Source organism: Haladaptatus sp. W1, from assembly GCF_001723155.1.
GTDB classification, from domain to species: Archaea; Halobacteriota; Halobacteria; order Halobacteriales; family Haladaptataceae; genus Haladaptatus; species Haladaptatus paucihalophilus.
Genome location: NZ_MEIH01000132.1, coordinates 71378 through 89849 on the forward strand (window position 1 = coordinate 71378; position 18472 = coordinate 89849).

General features: G+C 62.6%; 18 protein-coding genes. 8 read left to right on the forward strand and 10 right to left on the reverse strand.

Going from position 1 to position 18472, the window contains the following annotated elements; translation table 11 throughout:
• Positions 1-4 precede the first annotated feature (4 nt).
• Positions 5-259 carry a hypothetical protein gene (locus tag BG842_RS07455; protein WP_069450282.1) on the reverse strand — a complete coding sequence of 85 codons (255 nt, stop codon included), beginning with the start codon at positions 257-259 and terminating at the stop codon, positions 5-7.
• Between the two features lie 89 nt (positions 260-348).
• On the opposite strand from BG842_RS07455, the gene BG842_RS07460 reads away from it, so the two are divergent.
• Positions 349-957: a hypothetical protein gene (locus tag BG842_RS07460; RefSeq protein WP_069450283.1), complete on the forward strand. Its 609-nt coding sequence runs from the start codon at positions 349-351 to the stop codon at positions 955-957.
• Between the two features lie 9 nt (positions 958-966).
• On the forward strand, positions 967-2700 hold the full coding sequence (locus BG842_RS07465) for an excinuclease ABC subunit C (protein ID WP_069450284.1): 1734 nt from the start codon (positions 967-969) through the stop codon (positions 2698-2700).
• Between the two features lie 80 nt (positions 2701-2780).
• Here BG842_RS07465 and BG842_RS07470 read toward each other — a convergent pair whose 3' ends face one another.
• On the reverse strand, positions 2781-3092 hold the full coding sequence (locus BG842_RS07470) for an antibiotic biosynthesis monooxygenase (protein WP_069450285.1): 312 nt from the start codon (positions 3090-3092) through the stop codon (positions 2781-2783).
• 255 nt (positions 3093-3347) lie between these two features.
• Here BG842_RS07470 and BG842_RS07475 point away from each other — a divergent pair, with 255 nt between their 5' ends.
• Positions 3348-4355 carry an SPFH domain-containing protein gene (locus BG842_RS07475; protein ID WP_254662978.1) on the forward strand — a complete coding sequence of 336 codons (1008 nt, stop codon included), beginning with the start codon at positions 3348-3350 and terminating at the stop codon, positions 4353-4355.
• A gap of 27 nt (positions 4356-4382) precedes the next feature.
• On the opposite strand, the gene BG842_RS07480 is transcribed toward BG842_RS07475, so the two are convergent.
• From BG842_RS07480 to BG842_RS07495, 5 genes are all read right to left on the reverse strand, one after another.
• Positions 4383-5288 carry a sulfite exporter TauE/SafE family protein gene (locus BG842_RS07480; RefSeq protein ID WP_069450287.1) on the reverse strand — a complete coding sequence of 302 codons (906 nt, stop codon included), beginning with the start codon at positions 5286-5288 and terminating at the stop codon, positions 4383-4385.
• 188 nt (positions 5289-5476) lie between these two features.
• Positions 5477-7534 carry an excinuclease ABC subunit UvrB gene (gene uvrB / locus BG842_RS07485; RefSeq protein WP_069450288.1) on the reverse strand — a complete coding sequence of 686 codons (2058 nt, stop codon included), beginning with the start codon at positions 7532-7534 and terminating at the stop codon, positions 5477-5479.
• 106 nt (positions 7535-7640) lie between these two features.
• Complete coding sequence (locus BG842_RS07490) at positions 7641-8771, reverse strand: ORC1-type DNA replication protein (protein WP_069450289.1); 1131 nt, start codon at positions 8769-8771, stop codon at positions 7641-7643.
• 75 nt (positions 8772-8846) lie between these two features.
• Complete coding sequence (locus BG842_RS27315; protein WP_007976456.1) at positions 8847-9005, reverse strand: DUF1059 domain-containing protein; 159 nt, start codon at positions 9003-9005, stop codon at positions 8847-8849.
• Positions 9006-9080: 75 nt separating this feature from the next.
• Positions 9081-11054: a DNA mismatch repair protein MutS gene (locus tag BG842_RS07495; RefSeq protein ID WP_069450290.1), complete on the reverse strand. Its 1974-nt coding sequence runs from the start codon at positions 11052-11054 to the stop codon at positions 9081-9083.
• A 157-nt stretch (positions 11055-11211) separates the two neighbouring features.
• Between BG842_RS07495 and larE the strand changes: the two genes are divergently transcribed.
• Positions 11212-12243, forward strand: coding sequence for an ATP-dependent sacrificial sulfur transferase LarE (larE, locus tag BG842_RS07500; RefSeq protein ID WP_394327463.1), 1032 nt, complete (start codon positions 11212-11214; stop codon positions 12241-12243).
• 128 nt (positions 12244-12371) lie between these two features.
• On the opposite strand, the gene BG842_RS07505 is transcribed toward larE, so the two are convergent.
• Entirely contained in the window at positions 12372-13226 is an 855-nt protein-coding gene (locus tag BG842_RS07505; protein ID WP_007976453.1) for a twin-arginine translocase subunit TatC, read from the reverse strand.
• Positions 13227-13320: 94 nt separating this feature from the next.
• Here BG842_RS07505 and BG842_RS07510 point away from each other — a divergent pair, with 94 nt between their 5' ends.
• Genes BG842_RS07510 through BG842_RS07520 form a run of 3 tightly spaced genes read left to right on the forward strand, consistent with a single transcriptional unit; the run spans position 13321 to position 16501 of the window.
• The gene (locus BG842_RS07510; RefSeq protein WP_069450291.1) at positions 13321-15570 is read left to right on the forward strand and encodes a twin-arginine translocase subunit TatC; all 2250 of its coding nucleotides are present in this window, start codon (positions 13321-13323) and stop codon (positions 15568-15570) included.
• A gap of 36 nt (positions 15571-15606) precedes the next feature.
• Positions 15607-15780: a ribbon-helix-helix domain-containing protein gene (locus BG842_RS07515; protein WP_007976451.1), complete on the forward strand. Its 174-nt coding sequence runs from the start codon at positions 15607-15609 to the stop codon at positions 15778-15780.
• Positions 15773-16501 carry a queuosine precursor transporter gene (locus BG842_RS07520; protein ID WP_069450292.1) on the forward strand — a complete coding sequence of 243 codons (729 nt, stop codon included), beginning with the start codon at positions 15773-15775 and terminating at the stop codon, positions 16499-16501. The genes BG842_RS07515 and BG842_RS07520 overlap by 8 nt, the downstream gene beginning before the upstream one ends.
• 9 nt (positions 16502-16510) lie before the next feature.
• Here BG842_RS07520 and BG842_RS07525 read toward each other — a convergent pair whose 3' ends face one another.
• Together BG842_RS07525 and BG842_RS29665 are read right to left on the reverse strand one after the other, a co-directional pair.
• A complete protein-coding gene (locus tag BG842_RS07525) occupies positions 16511-17275 on the reverse strand; it encodes a 23S rRNA (uridine(2552)-2'-O)-methyltransferase (protein ID WP_007976447.1) in 765 nt (254 codons plus the stop codon).
• Positions 17276-17373: 98 nt separating this feature from the next.
• The gene (locus tag BG842_RS29665) at positions 17374-17529 is read right to left on the reverse strand and encodes a hypothetical protein (RefSeq protein WP_007976446.1); all 156 of its coding nucleotides are present in this window, start codon (positions 17527-17529) and stop codon (positions 17374-17376) included.
• Between the two features lie 194 nt (positions 17530-17723).
• Here BG842_RS29665 and BG842_RS07530 point away from each other — a divergent pair, with 194 nt between their 5' ends.
• Complete coding sequence (locus tag BG842_RS07530) at positions 17724-18467, forward strand: DNA polymerase sliding clamp (RefSeq protein ID WP_007976444.1); 744 nt, start codon at positions 17724-17726, stop codon at positions 18465-18467.
• The last annotated feature ends 5 nt before the right edge of the window (positions 18468-18472 follow it).

An 18472-nucleotide genomic window follows, 5' to 3' on the forward strand; every position in this document is an offset into this window, starting at 1 on the left:
TGTGTTACACAGTGTCATTCGGGTCGCATTTTCGCTTCATTCGAGTCGCTTCGGCGGCGTATCGCTCCCGGTCGTCCCCGTCGGAAACGGGGGAAAGCCGCTCACCATCGACGTCGATTGCGGCGGTCGTCTCGCCGCCGAGTCGTCCCGCCCGTTCCTTCCTGAGGTATCGCTCGCCGTCGGGTGTCGCGTACACCAGCGTCAGTAGGTCGCGGTCGCTGTACGTTCGCTCGACCAACCACACTCGAACGTCGTCCATGGCGGGACGTTTGCGAGTCTCGAATTTGTATCTGACGAGCGAGTTCCCAGCCACAACCTTATTTATCGCAGTGATTGTCTCGGTAAACGATGGAACAGTCCCCGCTGTCACAGGCGTCCGACGACCGCCTGCTCGACATGCTCTTTGCGGGTGAAGAAATAGAGGAGGAAATAGAGTTGGAAGGTGCACGAATCGCGGTGACGAGCCATCGTTTACTCGCGTTCATGCCCGAAGGGGGTGAGAGACGGTTCGACCACGAAGACCGACCGAACGTTCTCGACGCTCGCGTCCAAGCCGCCGGAAAGCCCGACTACCTCTCGTGGAGCGTCAGGAGCTTCGTTTACGGCCTACTTCTCGTTGGCTGCGGCTACCTGCTCAACAGCAGCGGTCTGCTCACGAACCTCGACGGAACGACACCGACCGAGGGAGACGTTATTCTCGGTCTCCAGCAGATGGTCGGCATGATGGTGAGCGCGTTCACCCTACTCACGAGCGTGCTACTTCCAGTCGGTGGGGTGCTGTTGCTCGCCGCCGCCGTCTTCGGCGCCCTCTACGTCACTACTCGGTCGGAGGAACTGATAATCGAACGTGCGGGTCGGGACCCGATTCGCGTGCCCGTAAATGGCGACGAGGCGAAAGACGCCGCCCGTCGGATTCGGGCGGCGGTAGGGACAAGTTCAAAGCCGAGCGCCGACTAGTCGAAATCGATGGACGCGGCCACCGTTCGGGAGCGTGCGGGCGAACTGCCGCGCGAACCCGGCGTGTATCAGTTTTTGGAAGGCGAAACGGTTCGGTACGTCGGGAAGGCCGTCGACCTCCGAGCACGGGTTCGGTCGTACGCGGACCCGCGGAGCGACCGCATCGGACGGATGGTCGAACGCGCCGACGCGCTCGATTTCGCCGTCACGGACACGGAGACGCAGGCGCTCCTGTTGGAAGCGAACCTCATCAAACGCTACCAGCCGCGGTACAACGTCCGCCTGAAGGACGACAAATCCTACCCGCTGGTGCAGGTGACGGGCCACGAATTTCCGCAAATAGAGATCACCCGTGACCCCGACCGCACGGGGGCGACGGTGTTCGGCCCATTCACGAACAAATCGACGGTCGAAACGGTCGTCAAGGCGCTCCGGGAGACGTACGGCATCCGCGGCTGTTCGGACCACAAGTTCGCCAACCGCGACCGACCGTGCCTCGACCACGACATCGGCCTCTGTACCGCGCCGTGCACGAACGAAATCGGCCGGGAAGCGTACCTCGGCGACGTGGAGAGCGTCGAGCGGTTCCTGGGCGGCGAGGTGGACGTGTTGGCGCGCCCGCTCCGCCGCGAGATGGAGGCCGCCGCCCAGAACCGCGAGTTCGAACGGGCGGCCAACCTCCGGGACCGACTCGAAGCCGTCGAATCGTTCCACGGTGGAGATGCGGGCGCGATTTCGTCACGGACGGACGAGCGAACCGTGGACGTGCTCGGTGCCGCGGTCGAGGGGGAACGGGCGACCGTCGCCCGGTTGCATAGCGAACGCGGCCAACTCGTGGACCGCGACCACCACTCGCTGTCGGTGCCGGACGGAGACGACGCGGCGGCGGTACTGGGCGGGTTCATCCCGCAGTTCTACGCCGAACGCGAGTTGCCCGACGCGCTGTTGCTCTCCGAGCGACCGGACGACGCGGACGTGCTCGACTGGTTGGACGCGGAAGGCGTCGGAACTCGCGTTCCGGGTGCCGGTCGGGAGGCGACGCTCGTAGATTTGGCGCTGAAAAACGCCCGCAGGGGGGCGGGCAACCCGGACGAACTCCGGGCGCTGGCGGACGCGCTCTCCCTCCCGTCCGCCGAGCGAATCGAGGGCTTCGACGTGAGCCACGCGCAGGGGTCGTCGGTGGTCGGGAGCAACGTCGTCCTCGTCGGCGGGTCGCCCGAGAAGCGCGACTACCGCCGGAAGAAGCTGACCGAGAAGAACGACGACTACGCGAACATGCACGACCTCGTTCGCTGGCGGGCCAAACGGGCCGTCGAAGGCCGCGATGAACGACCGGACCCCGACCTGCTCCTCATCGACGGTGGGGAGGGTCAACTCGACGCCGCGCGCGAAGCGCTGGCGGACGTCGGCTGGGACGTGCCCGCCGTCGGACTCGCCAAAGCCGAGGAAATCGTCGTCACGCCGAACGGTACCTACAACTGGCCGAACGACGCGCCACACCTCCACGTCCTCCAGCGGGTGCGCGACGAGGCGCACCGATTCGCGGTGCAGTACCACCAGACGCTCCGCGACGACGTTTCGACGGCCTTGGACGACGTGTCCGGCGTCGGACCCCAGACGCGTCGAAAACTGTTCCGACGGTTCGGGAGTCTGGACGGGATTCGCGCGGCCTCCGACGCCGAACTCCGGGACGTGGACGGTATCGGTGAAAAAACGGTGACGGCGTTACGACGCCGCTTGTGAGTCGAACGTCGAGAGGGATCGAGCGCTGGCTGTGAGACGTGCGTCGGGCGGAAAAGAGCGTCAGAAGAGACGAACCTCGACTACTCGCCCGTCCGCTCGAACGAAACTTCGTGCACTTCCAGTTGGTTCTTGTCGGTGAACATCTCCCTCGGCGGTCGGTCGGCGTGCGCCTCGCGGAACGCGTCGGTGTCGGTCCACGCCTCGAAGTCAGCCATCGACTCCCAGTACGTCTGTGCGACGTAGGAATCCGTGTCGGGGCGAGCGGGAGTCAGCAACTCGAACTTGACGAAACCGGGCTGGGACTCCACTTCACCCATGCTGTTTCGGAACCGCTCGACGAACTGGTCCGCGTACTCTTCGGCGACGAACAATCTGTTTTCGACGACTATCATGCACCGGATACTGCGCCGGTTCCGGGTTTAACTCTATCCCTCGAAACCGATTTGATATAATCCAAATTCGATTATACACTTCGATTCGGGACGGACGCGGTGGGAACTGTTATGCGAACTGAACAACTATCGGGTAGTATGGATAAGCCCTTCTACACCCTCGGCAAAGCGACGTCGAGGATGAATGCAGGGAAAGCCCTCTTCGCCATCGGTTTCGCCGTCTTCTTCTTTCTTGCCCTCCCGTTTCTCGACACGATGGCAATAGCGGGGCTCCTCCTGCTCGCCCTCGCGATTGCCACGGTGAACAGCGCCGTGGAAATCGTCGGTCCGTACGAAAAGCGCGCGTTGACCGTTTTCGGGGAGTACCGCAAACTGCTCGACCCCGGTATCCATTTCATCCCGCCGTTCGTGAGCGCTACGCGACGATTCGATATGCGAACGCGGGTGTTCGACGTGCCGAAACAGGAAGCGATCACGCAAGACAACTCGCCCGTCGTCGCGGATGCCGTCCTCTACGTTCGCGTGATGGACCCCGAGCGGGCGTTTCTCGGCGTTGACAACTACGAACGCGCCGTCGCCAACCTCGGACAGACGACGCTCCGGGCCGTCATCGGCGACATGAAACTCGACGAGACGCTCTCGCGCCGTGACGTCATCAACCGGCGAATCCGCGAGGAGATAGACCCGCCGACGGACGAGTGGGGCATTCGCGTCGAGAGCGTCGAAGTGCAGGAAGTGATGCCGAGCCGCGCCGTCGTCAACGCGATGGAACAGCAGACCAGCGCCGAGCGGAAACGCCGCGCCATGATTCTCGAAGCGCAAGGTGAACGCCGCGGTGCCGTTGAGCGGGCGGAAGGCGAGAAGGCGTCGAACGTTATCCGCGCGCAAGGTGAGAAACAGAGCCAAATTCTGGAAGCGCAAGGGGATGCGGTGTCGATAGTTCTCCGCGCGAAATCCGCCCAGTCGATGGGCGAACGCGCCATCGTCGAGAAGGGGATGGAGACGCTCCAAACCATCGGCGAGGGAGAATCCACGACGTTCGTCCTGCCGCAAGAACTCTCCTCGCTCGTCGGCCGCTACGGCAAGCACCTCACCGGCAGCGACGTGCGCGACGGCGCGGAGTTCCTCGAATCGAACGAGTTCGATCCCGAGACGCGCGAACTACTCGGGTTGGACGACATCGAGGAGACGCTTTCCGAAATCGACACCGAGGCGGTCGAAACCGCGAATATCGGTGAAAAGGTCGAACCGGAATCGAACTGATTCGACCGAAATTCACTTCGAAGGGCGTCAGCCGAGGACGAACACGCGGACGAGAGTGAACACGCCGACGAGGGAGTAGACGACCGTCATCGTCTGCACGGTCCGGTGTTCCGGAACGCGACTGTTGAGGAACGCACCCGTCTGACCGCCGACAGCGCAGGTCACCCCGGCGACGAGTCCAAACTCGAACGGGACGGTGAAGTTGTGACCGCTGAACGATTCGGGCGCGTAGCGCAGGAGAAGGAGGTTCGCAACGAGCGCGGACACGATGGTTCCGTGCAGGATGAGCGCGCTCGTCCCCGTGGAGATGCGGATGGACACGTTCTTTCGGACCGTCAACAGGGTCTGTGCGAGTTCGCCGATGGCGATACCGACCAGGCCAGCCATCGCCCCGCCGACGCCCGCGATTGTGCGGTCGAACCGGTCGAACTGGGAGGAGTCCGGTGTTCCACCGTCCGTCCGTATTCGGGACGAATCTCCAAAGAGTCGGCTCGCGTCAACCAAGTCGCCGAGCGATTTTCCGTCCCGATGTGAGAGATAGAGGACGAAAGAGAGCACGAGCAACATCCCGCCGAACAGCACTTTGAGCGCGGCGGACGGGACGAAGTAGGACACCGCTCTGGCGACGATTGCGACCGGCACGCTGACCGCGAGGACGGCTTTGGCGACGGTCCAATCCACCTGTCCGCGGAACCAGTAGGCCGAGACGCTACTCGTGTACCCGAACAGTTCGACGAACAGCGCGAGTCCGATAGCCCCCTGCAACGCGAGGTCGGGGAACGCCGGAACCAGTTCCGGATAGACGAACAGGAACGCGGGCGTGAACAGTACCGCCGCTTCCATGGCGAACGTGTTGACCGTCGTCGCGATGAGGAAGGTCAGCAGAACGAAGAAAGCCAACCCGGTCGGCGAGAATCCTAGCGGAAGCGACATCCTCAGCTAACACCCTCGTTGGGGAACGGCGCGTATCGAACGCGATTGGTCTCGCCGGAAACATCCGAAAACCGACACGGTGCGGTCGCTCCATGTAATCGTGACATCGTGACTGCTACACGCACAGTTACACTGAAAAAGGTTGATGTTCGGGAAAATATCGAGGAACGATGAGGCAGAATTCCGGATTAGAACTCCCCACGCTCCGGTTCGACGCCGCCGATCTCCGTCTCCACGTCGAACTCCTCGCGCAACTCTCGAATCCGGTCGCGGATGTCAGCCGCGAGCTCGAACTCCAGATTGTTGGCGGCCTCCTCCATCCGGTCTTCGAGTTGGGCAATCTGTTCGAGCGCCTCCTCGTCCGTTTCCGGCGCGTTGCGGGTGACGCCGCCGGTGTCGGTCTTGCTTCCCGGCAGGTTCGCCTCGGAAACCGCTTTTTCGATGGTCTGTGGTTCGTAGCCGTGCTCCTCGTTGAACTCCCGTTGAATCCGACGCCGCCGTCCGGTTTCGTCCATCGCGCTCTCCATCGCGTCCGTCACCTCGTCGGCGTAGAGGACCACCTCGCCGTTGACATTCCGGGCCGCGCGGCCCATCGTCTGGACGAGCGCGGTTTCCGAGCGGAGGAACCCTTGCTGGTCGGCGTCGAGGATGGCGACCATCGACACCTCCGGGATATCCAACCCCTCGCGGAGCAGGTTGATGCCGACGAGCACGTCGAACTCGCCCAACCGGAGTCCGCGAACGAGTTCGTGACGTTCGAGCGTGTCCGTCTCGTCGTGCATGTACTCGACCGCGACGCCCGCCTCCTCCAGATACTCGGTCAAGTCCTCGGACATCCGCTTCGTCAGCGTCGTGACGAGGACGCGCTCGTCGCACTCGATTCGGTCGTCGATGCGCGCCATCAGGTCGTCGATTTGACCGGAGGCGTCGGCGACTTCGACCTTCGGGTCCACGAGGTGCGTCGGGCGAACGATCTGTTCGACGATTTGCTCGCTCTGCTCGCGTTCGTAGTCCGCGGGCGTCGCCGAGATGTAGAGCGTCTTCGCGCTTTTCTCCTCGAACTCCTCGAACGTGAGCGGGCGGTTGTCGTAGGCCGTCGGGAGTCGGAAGCCGTTCTCCACGAGCGAATCCTTGCGCGACTTATCGCCCGCGAACTGGCCCCGAATCTGGGGCACCGTCTGGTGAGATTCGTCGATGACGCAGAGGAAGTCGTCGGGGAAATAGTCCAGCAAGGTGTACGGCGCGTCGCCGACCTCGCGCTCGGTGAAGTACACCGAGTAGTTCTCGATGCCGGAACAGTAGCCCGCCTCCTTCATCATTTCGAGGTCGAACGTGGTCCGCTCCTCGATTCGTTGGGCGGCCACCAAGTCCCCGTTTCGCTCGAAGTAGCGGATTCGGCGCTCCAAATCCTCCTCGATTTCGGCGATTGCCTCCGCCATCGTCTCCTCGGGAATCGAGTAGTGTTCCGCCGGGTGAACGAGTACGGCGGGTTCCTGTGATTTGACTTCGCCTTCGAGCGGGTCTATCTTCACTATCCGGTCGATTTCGTCGCCCCAGAGTTCGACGCGAACCGCGTAGCGGCCGTACATCGGGAAGATTTCGACGGTATCGCCCCGGACGCGGAAGGTACCCTGGGTGAAGTCCATGTCGTTCCGGTCGTAGTTCAAGTCCACGAGACGGGCGAGGAGTTCGTCGCGTCCGATTTCCTCGCCGACTTCCAGTCGCAGGCGCATGTCCTCGTAGTTTTGCGGGTCACCCAAGCCGTAAATAGCCGACACGGACGCCACCACGATAACGTCGTCCCGAGTGAGCAGGGAGCGCGTCGCGGAGTGTCGAAGGCGGTCTATCTCCTCGTTGATGGACGCGTCCTTGTCGATGTAGGTGTCCGTCTGCTCGACGTAGGCCTCCGGTTGGTAGTAGTCGTAGTAGGAGACGAAGTACTCCACCGCGTTGTCCGGGAAGAGGTTCCGGAACTCCTCGTACAACTGCGCCGCCAGCGTCTTGTTGTGCGCGATGACGAGCGTCGGTTTCTGGACCTCCTCGATGGTCCACGAAACTGTGTTCGTCTTCCCCGACCCCGTGACGCCGAGCAGGGTCTGTTTCTCCATCCCTTCGTCGAACCCCTCGGCCAACTGCTCGATGGCCTCGGGTTGGTCCCCCGCCGGGTCGAACGGCGCGTCAACTCGAAAATCGGTTTCGGCGTCCGGGTTGTCCGGTCGAAGCGGGCCGGACTGGGTGTCGCTCATGGTATCTTTCGTAAGGATTCGAGGTACTTGAGAAGGTCGCTTGCATGATACCCGACGGTTCTACGACAGTCGAAACACACGAAAAAAGAACCAACCGGCCGAAGTCTCAGTCGTCCAACCGCGCCAACACGGCTTCGGGGTCATATCGCAGCGACAGCGACCGCGACCGCCCGCGACCATCGACGTTGGTGTAGGTGGCGTCGATGATGCCGAGTTGGTCCACCTTGTTGATGATTTCGGAATATCGGGTGTAACCCAAGTCGGTCTCCTCGTGGAACACGTCGTACACCTCGCCAGCCTGTTCGCCGTCGTGTTCGGCGATGACGCGGACGAGCGCGACCTCGTTTTCGCTCAAGGCGTGCAGGCTATGAGAGAGGTGGACGAACTTGGATTTCTCGTAGGCGTCCTCCACGTCCTGCAGGCTCACGGTTCGGCTGGCGCGCATCTCGGCGTTCAGGCCCGCCCGCCGGAGGAGGTCGATGCCGACGCGAAGGTCGCTGCTCTCGGCGGTGAGTTCGGCGACGCGCTCCAGCACGTCCGGGCCGATGACGCCCTCGTGGAAGCCGCGCTTGACGCGCTCGCCGAGGATATCGACGATCTCCTGTCGGTCGTAGACCGGGAAGTACACGTCCTCGGGTCGAAAGACGCTCTGGACGCGGGTATCGAGTCCCTCGATGACGTCGAGGTTGAGGTCGGAGGAGACGACGATGACGCCGATTTTCGCCCCGCTGTGGGCCTCGTGAGCGCGAAGGAGCGAGTAGAGCGTATCGGAGGCTTCGCCCTCGTAGAACAGGTAGTTCACGTCGTCCAGCGCGACGACGAGCACCTCGTTCTCCTCGACCAGTTTGTCCGTGATTTGGCGGAACAGCTTCTTGAACGAGATGCCGCTGGACGGCGGTTCGTAGTCGAATATCCCCTCGAAGATGCGCGAGAAAATGGCGTATCGCGTCGAATCCACCTGACAGTTGACGCGAACCGTCCGAACGTCGGTTTGGGCCGACAGTTCGTCGAACAGTTTCTGTACGGAGGTCGTCTTGCCAGTCCCCGGCGGTCCGCGCGCCATGACGTTGAGTGGACGCGACCCGCGAACTGCTGGCCGAAGCGCGTATTGTAGGCTCTGTGTCTGGGATTCGCGGTGTTTGAACGTCTCCGGAACGTAGTCGATTTCGAAGACGTGCTCCTCGCGGAACACCGACTCGTCCCACGACAACATCCCCTCCTCGGGGTCGTCTGCCATCACTTTCACCACGCTCCCGTAGCTACTTAATCCTTCGCCAGAGACAAAAGAGCCGATGAACCGCCGTTTGAGCGACTAGCTTTGCTCTATCGCGCCTTGGACGTCGTTTCGGTCCATCGACATACCGTGCTTTTCTCGGGCGTGTTCCTGCACCATATCGACGATTTCTTGCTCGTCGTCGGCCCGTACCATAAAGTCACAATCCTGTTGCGTACATTCGAACTGGTGTGCCATATTATATCTCTCCTCCCCCTCGACGGGGCACAAACGGGAACGGCACACTCGTAAGTAACAGTTCTGGCTGTCGGGCTACTCGAACTTCTCCAGCAATCGCTCGTAAAACCCGTTTTCTCCCCCGTCGGCCAGTTTCTCCACGATAAGTTCGGGCGTCGAACGAGCGAGGTGGTCCTTGACCGGGGAGCGCTCTACCACGAGTTCGCCGTCGACCAGTCCTTTGGCTTCGATGCCATCCACCGCCACGTCGTACCGCGCCACGTCCCGAATCTCGTCGGCGAGGTGGGAGACGAAGACGCCGGTCACGTCGCGCTCGCCCAACTCCTCCAGAATCCCCGCAATGATTTTCGCGCTCGCGCCGGGTTCGGTGATACTTTCGAGTTCGTCCACGAGCACGAGGCGGCCCGCCTGTCCGTCGGCGAGAGCCGCGAACTCCCGGAGCGTGCTCTCGAACGCCCCCGCGTCGAGGGTCCCCTGCGTCTTGCCGTGGTAGTGCAGTTCCTCGAATCGTCGCAAGCGAACCGAGTCCGCCGGAACCGGCAGGCCCATGTGGGCGAGGATGACGACGAGCGCCACGAGGTCAAGCGTCGACGTCTTCCCGCCGCTGTTGACTCCCGAGAGGAGGGCCACGCCCGAGACGCCGTAATCGACCGGTTCGACGGCGGCGAACTCCACGTCGAGCAACGGGGAGCGCCCGGCCGCGATGTCGAACCCGTCACCGTCGAAGTCGGGCATGACGCACTCGAAGTCTCTGGCAAACCGGGCGACGGCGAGTTCCACGTCCAGTTCGAGCGCGGCGCGAACGAGTTCTTCCGCCGCCTCGCGCTCGTCCGCGAGTTCGCGGGCGAGTTCGCGCTTGTGTCGCGCCGCCCGCCGCGACTTTTCGGCTTCCAGTTGTTCACGGAGCCGCGAAATCACGCTCTCGTCGTGCTCCACGGGAAACGTCGGGTCCTCCGGGAACGCCTGCCGTGCAAGTTCGGTTTCACCGGCGTCCAGCGCCAGCGTCTCGACCAAATGCTCGCGGGCGGCCTCGACGGCGGCATCGTACTCGTCGCCCAACTCGCGCGAGAGGAGCGAATCGACGCCCGCACCGCGCTCGACCAGCGAGAGCAGGTCGGAGCCTTCGATGGTCACGTCCCGCTCCCGAATCGCCTCCCGAAGTCGGTCGTTGGCGACGTTTTCGGCCATCGAGACGGCGGCGTCCAAGTCAGCGATGGCATCCGTCAACCGAGCGAGTTCGTCGTCGCCCGTCACCCCGCCATCCGCGGTGACGCGGGCGAGTGCGGACTCCAATCCGTCGATGTCGAGCGGCGCGTCCATCCCCGCGACGTGATGGACTTCGGCGGCGGCGAGCAGGGTGTCCCGATTCGCGGCGAAGAAGGCGAGCGGACGCTCGGGGACGAGTTCCGCCGGGGTTTCCAGCGCACCCGGTTCGACGCGAACGTCTCCGTCGATGGTGACGCCCGCGAACGCCTCGTCCAGCGCGACGACGGTGGAGTATCCGCGCGCGAGTTCCGCCAGTTCCCGCGTGTCCTCCACGACTTCGACCGGCAGTTCGGGAATCACCTCGCGCGCTTTCGCGTACCGCTCGGCGTCGGTCGTCGCCAGACAGCGGTCGGTAACCCGAACGCCTTGCGGGGCCGAGAGCGGTTCGACGTCGGCCAACGCCGCCCGAACGTCCGCCGTCGGCGTTCGTTCCATCGCCCCACGCGTGAACGCCTGTACCTCCTCGATTCTGGATGCGGCGGAACTGGGATACAGCGTTTCGAGACGCTTTTTCGCGTGCGTCGTGACGGCCCGCGCTTTCACGAGCGAGAGGGCGTCTCGGTACAACTCCCGCGCCCTGTCGGTGGCGAGAAAGCCGCCGTCGTCGTCGTGTCGAATCCTGATGGCACCGCGCGCGATGGCAGCGGCCCGCCCTTCCGTGATTCCCGGCGCTCGCGCCAACGTGGCGACATCGCCGGTTTCCAACGCTCGCTCGGCGTCGTCGAGTTCCGCGAGCGCGTCCGCGGTCTTCGCACCGACGCCGGGTACCGCCTCAAGGTCCATTCGCTCCGTGATATTGCGTCATACATAAAAAACGTTCCCGACGTGCATCGGTGAAAAGACGGTTCCGCACCCGAAGTGGAGCGTCGAAATCGAATCGAACTGCGACGACACGGACGCGTGACGAGGCGCTTTTGCCCGTTCGCAACAATCACGAAGTATGCCAACCGTCGAGGAGAAACTGGCCGCCGCGAAGGCAGACCTCGCGGAGCGCGACGGCGTACTCGTCGCGTTCAGCGGTGGGGTCGATTCGAGCGTCGTCGCCGCTATCGCCCACGATGCGCTGGGGGACGATGCCGTCGCGTGCACCGCGAAGAGCGAAACCCTGCCCGAGGCCGAACTCGGGGACGCGAATCGTGTCGCCGACGAAATCGGAATCCGCCACGTCGTCGCCGAGTTCAGCGAGTTGGACGACCCGAACTTCGTCGAGAACGGCGACGACCGCTGTTATCACTGCCGGACGATGCGCCTCGGTGCGATGTTCGACAAGGCGGCCGAACTCGACATCGATATCGTCTGCGACGGGACGAACGCCGACGACGTATCCGCAGGGCACCGCCCCGGCCTCCGCGCCGTCGAGGAGTTGGACGCCTACTCGCCGCTCCTCCAACACGACATCTCGAAGGCCGAGGTCAGGGAAATCGCGGAAGCGTACGACCTCTCCGTCGCCGACAAACCCGCGATGGCATGTCTCTCCTCGCGCATCCCGACCGGTTTGGAAGTGACCGAGGAACGCCTCTCCCGAATCGAACGCGCCGAAACGGTGCTCCGCCAGTGGGGGTTCACCCAGTTCCGCGTCCGCGACCACGACGGACTGGCGCGCATCGAAATCGGCGAGGACGAGCTGTCGCGGGCGCTGGACGAGGAGTTCGTTCGCGCCGCACGGGACCACCTGACGGACCTCGGATTCGAACACGTCACGCTCGACTTGCACGGCTATCGAACCGGGAGTGTAAGTCCGGAAGGCGATGTCGACGAGGCATCAAACGGCGAGGGGGAGGGACGACCCGCGAGCAAGCGGACGGCGATGCGCGCGAGTCGGGACCGCAAGGCGAACCGCTGGTCGAAGACGTGTTTAGCACGGAGTATCCGACCGGTGGTCAGTAGAAAGCAGCGTCGGGCGTTCGCACCCGAAGGGTGGCAGTCTGCTGGCACGCGAACTGCGGTCTGTAGCTGCTGGCACGCGAGCTAAGGGTAGGCACGAACGCTACCGCTCCGTTGGAGACAAACTCCCTTAGTTATAACCCGGTTACGAACATCGAAAGGTGCCATTGTGTGATTCCGAATATTCGAGGAGGACGAGAGAACGGTTCAAAACCGTCACTTGCCCGTCCACTTCAGGAGGAGCAAGGTGCCTTCGAACAGGCCGACCATCGTGATGGCGACGAGGAACGGGGCCATCCCGGTCGGGTCGGGGCTGAACAGGAACGCGAATCCGGCGAACGCACCCCAGAAGTACAGCCGTCGGTTGGCCATCCACTGGCGCGTCGTCAGGCCCATCATGATGGCGAGCATGATGAGAAGCGGAATCTGGAAGACGACGGCCAACACGCCCATCATCATCAGAATGAGGTTGAACGTCTTCGTCAGACCGAACGCGACGGCGACGTTCGCGCTCTGTGTGTACGACAGGAAGTAAGTGAAGATGGCGGGGAGGATGAGGAAGTACGCGAAGCTGACGCCCACGAACGCGAGGACGAGGCTCGTCGGCACCGCCGCGAGGTAGTATCGACGCTCGTGCGGGTAGAGACCGGGGCGCATGAAGAGGTACGTCTCGTACACCATGACGGGGAGGGCGATGATGAGACCCGCGAGGCTGGCGACCTTGAGTTTCGTCATCACGAGTGCCAGCGGCGCGTAGAGCCGTGGTCGGGTTTCGGGACCGACCGGCAGAATCTGATTCCAGAGGAAGTTGATGACGTGATCCGCGAACGGGAGGGTGATGAGACTCACGACGCCAGCGATGACGAGGACGATGGCGAGCCGTTTTATCATCTCCTCCACGTGGTCGGCGAGCGGCATCTCCTCGTCGTCCATCGGCTGGCTCGGCCGCTCGACTGCTGGCTCCGGGTCCTCGGGCGCGTACAGGTTCTCGTCCGGCGGCTCCGGCGCTTCTTCCGACGCCGGAACCTTCGATATATTACTGCCTGCCGTCGCCTCCGATTCTTCGCCCATTCACCCGGGGATAAGCAGCCGAGTTATTATAGGCTTTCTTCATCTTGCGAGACGAGAAGATTGATAACTGGCAGGGGGTTACCATTCCCAAGCAATGTCTACCTCGGGGAACAGTCTCATCGACGAGGATACCGCCAACACCGTCGCTTCCGGGCGAGAAACCATCGGAGCGATGCTTTCGACGGCACAGACGCACCTGCAGAAAGTCTTCATCGTATTCGTTCTCGGCTTCATCGGCATGTTCTACGCCATGTCGATGGTGGTGTGGCCGTTCCTGCGCGACGTGACGACCTCCGGGATGTCACAGACAGTGATGAAACACGTCGAAATCGTCGCGGTGACGCCGTTCGACGTCATTCTCCTCCAAGCGAAAATAGCGATGTTCTCCGGTATTATTCTCGCTATCCCCGTTTTGCTCTATCTCGGTCGTGATTCGATTCGGCAACGCGAATGGTATCCCGAGTTCTCCATCTCCTATTGGAAGATAATCCCGCTGGTCGGTCTCGCGGCGGCCCTGTTCATCGGCGGACTGGCCTACGGGTACTCCGTCTATCTCCCGCTGATGTTCCAGTTCCTCGCCAAGAACGCGGTGCAGGCGAACCTGAGCCCGAAGTACGGTATCGTGCAGTGGACCGAGTTCGTCCTCATCATCTCGCTTTCGTTCGGTCTGGCCGCGGAACTGCCGCTCATCATGAGCGGCCTCAGTTACTCGGGCATCGTCAAATACGAGACGTTCCGCGACAAGTGGCGCTACGCAATCCTCATCATCTTCGTCTTCGGCGCGGTCGCGTCCCCACCGGACCCGTTCACGCAGGTTATGTGGGCGATTCCGCTCGTCATCCTCTACGGATTCAGTCTCTATCTGTCGAAAATCCTCGTCACCATCAAGCGCGGGAGCAGCAAGGTGAGCATCAGAAAATCGGTGGCGGAGCGGTGGAACTACCTCCTCGGTATCGCGCTCATCGCCGGTGGCGCGACGTACCTCTTCTTCAGCCGAGCCGGGGTCAGCTACGTGAACAGCCAACTGCTCCCAGCACTCCCGGCCGAGTTCCGACCCGCGGCGTTCTCCCCCATCGAGGAGGCGCTGGGCATGCCGCGCGGGACGGCCCTCCTCCTCGTCGCCGGAGCGGTCGCGGTCGTCGCGCTCGTCGTCGCCGCTCTCTACTACCTGTTCGTCTCGCTCGAAGCGAACGCCGCGGTCGGCCAGCAGCGCAGTGGCGCACCGGCCGCGATCGACATCGAACAGCTCGACGCCGCCGGGGTTCGAGCCGCTCCGCCCGAAGTGTTCACCGAGATGGACGAGGGCGAATCGCTCGACTACGCCCGCGCCGCGATGGAGGCCGACCAACCCGAGAAGGCACAGGCCATCTTCGACCGTTTCGACGAAGCGAACGCCGAGGAAGAAGAAGAGGAAGCGGAAGCCGCGGAAGCGGACCAGGAGGTCCGCGAGGCCGAGGGCGCACCGCTCGCCGAGGACGTCGCCCAGCAACCGAGCCAAGAGGCCCAAGAAGAGGGCAACGTCCTCCAGCGCACCGCCGCGGGCATGACGAACGCGTTCACGGAAGACGAGACGACCGAGGACGACATCGGCGGCTACTACTACGACTTCGCGTTCATCCTCCAGAGTCTCACGTCGAAGTTCTTCCGCATCGTCGGCGTGTTCATGCTCGTGCTCGCCAGCGTGTTCGTCTACCTGTACCAGGGCGGCATCGGCGACATCAACAGCGACTTCACGAGCCGTGTGCCACAGTCGATACTGGCGAACGGTCAACAGCTCAACGTCGTCACCCTGCACCCGGTCGAGGCGCTCATCTTCGAGGTGAAGATAAGCACCCTGCTCGCCGCCGTGTCGGTGCTCCCGATGGTGCTCTACTACAGTTGGCCCGCGATGAAGGAGCGCAAACTCGTCAGGGGCAACCGCAACGTGTTCTTCCTGTGGGGCGGCACGCTGTTCGTCGGACTCATCGTCGGGAGCTACGTCGGCTACACCATCGTCGCCCCGAACATCATCTCGTGGCTCGTCACCGACGCCCACAACGCCGACATGCTCATCTACTACCGAGTGAAGGCGTTCTTCTGGCTCGTGTTCCTCACCACGGTCGGCATCGGGTTGCTCGCCGACGTACCGGTGACGATGTTCCTGTTCCACTGGGCCGGAATCGTCCCGTTCAAGTCGATGTTCGAATACTGGCGCGGCATCGTCATCGGTGTCTTCGCCGTCGCCGCACTGGTGACCCCCGACAGCCTCTACACGATGTTCCTCGTCGCCATCCCCGTCTCCGTCGCGTACATCTTCGGACTGAGCGTCCTCTGGATAGGGACGCTCGGCGGCCGACGCGCCTGACGCTGGGCTTAAGTATTCCTCCCGGAATATCCCGGTATGACCAAGATAAGCGTCGAAGTGCCCGACGAACTCCTCTCGGATTTGGACGACCACGTGGGCGACGACGGTAAGTTCGTCAACAGGAGCGAGGCGATTCGAGCTTCGATTCGGAAGATGCTGGACATTCTGGACGAAATCGACGAACGGCACGGGAGACTTGAAGATGACTGAGCGGCGGGACGCTCACTCAGTACTGGCCACCGGGCAACTCGGCCTCACCGCGCTGTTCGTGACGGCGCTCGTGACGGCACAGCTCACGGCGGCGAAGGTGCTCCAGTTCACCATTCCGCTCACCCTGCCGATCACGGGCGACGCGCTCGTCCTTCCGGGGGCGGCGCTGGCCTACGCGCTGACCTTCTTCGCCTCCGACTGCTACGCCGAGGTGTACGGACGAAAGGCGGCCCAGCGACTCGTCAACGTCGCCTTCGTCATGATATTCGTCATGCTGGTGCTCGTCTGGTCCACCATCGAAGCGCCCGCCGCACAGAACAGCGTGGACCCCGCCAAGTTCCGCACCGTCCTCAGCGCGAGCACGAACATCGTCGTCGGAAGCCTCTGTGCCTACGTCGTCAGTCAGAACTGGGACGTCATCGTCTTCCACCGAATCCGCGACCTCACCGACGGCGACCACCTCTGGGCTCGCAACATCGGGTCCACGGCGAGCAGTCAGGCAATCGATACCGTCATTTTCGTCGGCGTCGCGTTCTACGCGCTCCCCCGCTTCGCCGGTATCGGGCCGATACTCCCGGAGAACGTCATCCTCTCGCTCATCGTCGGCCAGTACGTCTTCAAACTGTTCGTCGCGCTGCTCGACACCCCGTTCGTCTACGCCGTCGTCGGTTTCCTCCGGTCGCAAACGGCCGCAAGTAGGGTGCCGAGTTCGGCCGACTGAACGCGGACTTCAGTCTCGGTCCAATCGCTGTGCGAAGCCGAACTTCGGTTTCACGTCGTCGACGCGGATTTCGACCGTCTCTCCCTCCTCGGTGTTCGGAACGAACAGCGTGTACTCCTCGACTTTCGCCACGCCGTCGCCTTCGCTCCCCACACCTTCGATGGTCACTTCGAGGGTGTCGCCGGGTCTGACGGGCGCGGTGAGGCGTTTCCGGGCGACGAGGTAGACCTCGGAGGACTCGTCGCGCGAGGCGTCGGGACTCATGGTTCGAACGTACTCGAACTCGGGTTCCATGTCCTCGCGCAGGTCGTCCAAGTCCGGTCCCTGGAACACCTTGACCACGAAGTCGCCGCCGGAATCGAGGAGTTCGAGCGCCGTCTCGAACGCCTGTCGGGCGAGGTACACCGAGCGAGCGTGGTCGAGGCTGTACTCGCCGGTCATGTTCGGTGCCATGTCCGAGAGAACGACGTCGGCGGACCCGGCGACGTCGATGACCTCCTCTTGGGTTTCCTCCTCGGTCATGTCGCCGCGGATGGTTTCCACGCCGTCGATGTCCTTGATCCGCTGCAGGTCGACCCCGATGACGGTGCCGGTGTCGCCGACTTCCTCGGCGGCGACTTGGAGCCAACCGCCGGGGGCCGCCCCGAGGTCCACGACCGTCTCGCCCTCGTGGAGGAGGTGTGCGGATTCGTCCAACTGCTTGAGTTTGTAGGCCGCCCGCGAGCGGTAGCCTTGCTGCTTTGATTTGTTGTAGTAGTGGTCTTTACGGGCCATTCGTTGTGAGACGGTTGTCTACGCGGATGTTTACGCCCTTCGTTCGTCGCCCCGCCGCTGGCCGTTACGACCAAAATGAATGATTCGCCGACGGGAAACTACCCGTCTCGATACTCACACTCGGCCTGATGCCGAATGAGATCCGATTTGTTCTTGCCACCGACGAAGACCTTCTTCTTACAGTAATTACAGACTCCCCATCGAGGGTCGTCTTCGTCGAGCGTGTATTCTTCCGGCCGCCACTCCTGCGACATATACGTTCAGAATACCTTCTAGCGTAAAACGTTTATCAAAAATCTTTGTATTATCTTCTGTAATAATCGGGAGACTGCGGTGAGTTAAACACCGGCCGTTCCCGGTTCCTATCCGATGTCCGTTGTTTCTGCACGGCACCTCGCGCGCGCGAACGGGTGACTTTTTATGCCACCCTTTCATAGGAATCACCAACATGTTCAAGGCTATCGTGAGCGCGGATACGCTCCGGACGACGATCGATTCCGTGGGCGTTCTGGTGGATGAATGCAAAATCCACCTCGAGGAGGATGGCCTCACCATCAAGGCAGTGGACCCGGCCAACGTCGGAATGGTGGACCTCCAACTCGATTCCGAAGCATTCGAATCCTACGAGGCTGACGGAGGCGTCCTCGGCGTCAACCTCGACCGTCTCGAAAGCATCGCTGGCATGGCCAGCTCCGACCAACTCATCGAGATGGAGTTGGACGAAGAGACGCGCAAACTCCACATTAAAATCGACGGACTCGAATACACGCTCGCGCTCATCGACCCCGATTCCATTCGCCAAGAACCAGACATCCCGGACCTCGACCTCTCGGCGACCATCGTCGTCGAAGGGTCCGACATCGACCGCGCGGTCAAAGCCGCCGACATGGTTTCCGACCACATCGCCCTTGGCGTGAACGAGGACGACGAGATATTCTACGTCGAAGCCGAAGGCGACACCGACAACGTCGACCTGAAACTCGACCGCGACGACCTCATCGACCTCACGACCGGTCCCGCCCACTCCCTGTTCAGCCTCGACTATCTCAAAGACATGAACAAGGCGATCCCGAACGACGGCGAAGTGTCCATCGACCTCGGCGAGGAGTTCCCCGTCAAACTTCACTTCGAAATCGCGGAAGGCATGGGTGACGTGACCTACATGCTCGCGCCGCGGATCCAGAGCGACTGAGGAAA